This is a genomic window from Streptomyces ossamyceticus (assembly GCF_001418475.1).
GTDB lineage: Bacteria > Actinomycetota > Actinomycetes > Streptomycetales > Streptomycetaceae > Streptomyces > Streptomyces ossamyceticus.
In genome coordinates this window covers 1-3,425 of sequence record NZ_LIQX01000828.1, presented here as the reverse complement: position 1 = coordinate 3,425, position 3,425 = coordinate 1, and the positions used below count along the sequence as shown (strand labels likewise).

The 3,425-nt window shown below is 73.9% G+C and carries 4 protein-coding genes; 2 read left to right on the top strand and 2 right to left on the bottom strand.

What is annotated here, in order from left to right:
* Positions 1–602 (bottom strand): HAD family hydrolase (locus tag AOK15_RS39390; RefSeq protein WP_055523828.1); only part of this gene is annotated, 602 nt, incomplete at its 3' end.
* Positions 603–655: 53 nt separating this feature from the next.
* Positions 656–1,132, bottom strand: a complete 477-nt coding sequence (locus tag AOK15_RS39385; protein WP_055523826.1) for an Lrp/AsnC family transcriptional regulator — start codon at positions 1,130–1,132, stop codon at positions 656–658.
* Between the two features lie 391 nt (positions 1,133–1,523).
* On the opposite strand from AOK15_RS39385, the gene AOK15_RS39380 reads away from it, so the two are divergent.
* On the top strand, positions 1,524–3,029 hold the full coding sequence (locus AOK15_RS39380; protein WP_055523824.1) for an FUSC family protein: 1,506 nt from the start codon (positions 1,524–1,526) through the stop codon (positions 3,027–3,029).
* 108 nt (positions 3,030–3,137) lie between these two features.
* Positions 3,138–3,425, top strand: a 288-nt coding sequence (locus AOK15_RS39375) for a beta-propeller fold lactonase family protein (protein WP_157870514.1), incomplete at its 3' end; no start/stop codon positions are given.

Here is a 3,425-nt window from a genome sequence, read left to right as displayed (position 1 = left end):
AACGGCGGGGCGTCGGCCTGGGCGGGGACGTACGGGACCGCGACGCAGCGCATCCCGGCGGCGTGGGCGGCCGCCGCGCCCGGCGCCGCGTCCTCGATCACGACACAGTCGGCCGGGGCGGCGCCCAGCCGCCGGGCCGCCTCCAGGAAGACGTCCGGCGCGGGCTTGCCGCGGGCGACCTCCTCGGCCGACACCACGACCCGCGGATACACGTCGAGGCCCGTGCCCGCGAGGATCACCTCGATCGCCGCTCGGGACGACCCGGAGGCCACGGCCATCGGCACCCCCTCGGCCGCCAGGAGTTCCACGAACGTCCGCATCTCCGGGAACACGGGGGTGGAGACACGGGCCCGCTCCAGGTAGCGGCGGTCCAGCTCGTCGACGAGTTCGGCGCGCGGCGCGGCGATGCCGTACCGCTCCTTCCACAGGCCCAGCGTCTCCCACGTGCTGATGCCCACGTAGGCCGCGTTGTCCTCCCAGGTGAAGCCGGGAGCCCCGTGCGCGGCCAGCAACTCACGCGCGGCCTCGTAGTAGTTCGGCTCGCTGTCCACGAGTGTTCCGTCGAGATCGAAGACGACCGCCGTGTCGCCGAGAGTGCCCATACGCCCCAGGATGTCAGCGGCCGGCCGGACGTCGGTCATCGGCCGCTCCGCGCTCAGTTCCCCGCGGCCCGGCCGACCGACTCCACGAGCGGCAGCAGCCGGTACGGCACCCGCTCCCGCAGCGCGACCTCGGTGCGGGTGCGCACCACGCCGGGCAGGCTGATCAGCGACTGGATCACGTCCTCCAGGTGCGCGTTGTCACGGGCCACGACCCGGGTCAGCAGATCGCCGCCGCCCGTGATGGAGAACGCCTCGATGATCTCCGGCACGGCCGCCAGCGCGTCCCCCACGTCGTCGAGGTGCCCCTGCGTCACCTCGATGTGCACGAAGGCCAGCACCGGATGGCCGAGCGCGGCGGGGGAGAGCGACGGCGCCGTCCCGGTGATCACACCGTCCCGCTCCAACCGGTCGAGCCGCGCCTGCAGCGTCCCCCGCGCGACACCGAGCACCCGGGCGTACTCCCGCACACTCGTCCGCGGCTGCTCCAGGAGCAACCGCAGGATCCGGGTGTCCAGCTCGTCCACGGCCATGATCCGTCGACCTCCCTGCGCCATCCGACGATCATGGAAACGGTATCAACGGCCCTCTCGCCCCTCCCTGTGGCGCGATCGCGCGGCCGGCCCGGACGCGCCGAGAAGGCCGTTCGCCGCGACGTCTGATCCGATGGTCCACCAGGGGCCGGCTGTGCCCTTCGCCGCCTGGGCCAATGGCTCAGCCCTGGACCTCCGAGTTGAGCCATTGGGGTCAAAGGTGCTTATCTCTTGGCCTATCCACGTAGTTTCGGCGCCGCGCAGTGCCGGACGGCGACGAGGCCGGCCCCGGAGCGCGGCGCCTTCGCTGTGCCCGCCGCCCGCTGAGACCCAGCACGCCGCGGACGCGGCACGCACCAGTGCGAGGGGGCGGTACACGGCCATGAAGAGGATGTTCACAGCGCCTGATCCGGGGCGTCTGCGGCTGCGGAACTCCGTCCGCGCGGTCATCGGCGTGGGCGCCGCGGTCGCTGTCTCCGAGTTGAGTGGCTTCCCGCTCCCCGCGTCGATCACGGGCGGCCTCGCCGCGCTCCTCGCCCTCTTCACCGTCACCGACGGCACGGTCCGCGCCCAGCGGATCACCACCGCCCTGCTGCCCCTGGCCGGATTCCCGGTCCTGGCGTTCGCCACCACGCTGCACGACCTCACGGCCGCCCGCGACATGGCGTTCGTCGCCACGGTCTTCTGCGGGGTCTACGCCCGCCGCTGGGGAGCACGCGGTCAGGCGCTCGGCATCTTCGCCTTCATGAGCTTCTTCGTCACGCAGTTCCTGCACGCCGTCCCCGCGCAACTGCCCGGCCTCTACGCCGCCATGACCCTGGCCCTGCTGGTCGCCGGGGCCGTGCGCTTCGTCCTGTGGCCCATCGAACGGGGCGCCCCGCCGGTCGCGCCCCCCGCCGAGGCGCCCCGCTCGGGCCTGGACCGTCCCACCACCCGGCAGGCGTTCCAGGCCGCGGCCGCCTGCGCGGTCGCGCTCGTCGTGGGTCAGGGCTTCTCCGAGGACCGCTGGTACTGGGCCGTCGGCACCGCCTGGTGGATCTTCGTCAACACGACGTCCCGGGGCGAGACCCTGATCCGCGGTTTCCGCCGCGTCCTCGGCACCGTGATCGGCGTCGCCTTCGGCCTCCTCGTGGCCGTCCCGCTCGACGGGGCGCCCGTGGCGTCCGCCGCCCTCGTCGCCCTGTGCGTCTTCGGGATCTTCTACACGGCGGCCGTGTCGTACTCCTGGATGATGCTGGCGGTCACCGTCATGGCCAGCCTCCTCTACGGCCTGCTGGGAGTTCTGGACGCCCAACTCCTCGCGCTCCGGCTCGTCGAGACGGGGGTCGGGGCGGGCTGCGCCATGCTCGCGGTCTTCCTCGTCCTGCCGGTCACCACCCACGCGACCAACGACGCCTGGATCCTGCGGGCCCTGCACTGTGTGCACGCCGCCGCGACCGAGACGGCCGCCCGGCTGGAGGGCGACCCCGAGGCCGACCCGGCCCCGCACGCCGCCGAACTGGAGGCGCTGTTCGGGCGGGCCCGTGTCGCCCTCGCCCCGCTGGTGCATCCGCTGAACCCGTTCCACGGCCGCAAGGCGCGCGCCCGCCAGGCCCTGCGCCTCCTCGACGACTGTGTGAACGAGGTCCACGCCCTGGTGTCGGCCACCGCCGAGCCGCCCGCCTCCCACGAGGCGTCCCTCGTGGCCGCCTGCTGGCGGGTGAAGGCCGCGGTGGAGGCCCTGACCGTCCACGAGACGCGCGCCCCGGCCTGGCCGCAGCACCTCACCGGCCAGGAGGCCGCGCACCAGCCGGAACCCGGCACCCCCCTGGTCCACCTGCACAACCTGGAGCGAACCCTGTCCGACCTGGCCCTGCCCCTCGGCAGGACCTCCGGCTCCCGGCTGGCCGGCTCCTGACCCGCGGCGCTCCGCCGCCCCGACGGGCGACGCCGACAGGCACACTGCTGTTGGTCTAGACCTGCTGCTACCCTCACCCGCACCGAACACCACCGGGAGGGGACGGCAGTGGCAGCACACGGGAAGCGGGAGCGCCGCGCGTACATCGGGTCGTTCACGACGGAGGGAGGCCCCGGCGTCCTCGTCGCCGCCGTGGACGAGGACAGCGGCGCCCTGACCCTCGTCGGGGACGCCGCCGACGACGTCCCCGACCCGTCCTACCTCGCCCTCTCCGCGGACGGCGAGATGCTCTACGCGGTCAGCGAGAAGGCCGACGGCACGGTCGCCGCCTACCGGGTGACGGACGACAAGCCCGCCCTGACCGGCCCGCCCGTCCCGGTCGGCGCCGGCCCCACC

Bases quoted from the DNA above. Each gene is read 5' to 3' on its own strand.
- AOK15_RS39385 (WP_055523826.1), bottom strand. From the start codon at position 1,132: ATGGCCGTGGACGAGCTGGACACCCGGATCCTGCGGTTGCTCCTGGAG.
- AOK15_RS39380 (WP_055523824.1), top strand. From the start codon at position 1,524: ATGTTCACAGCGCCTGATCCGGGGCGTCTGCGGCTGCGGAACTCCGTC.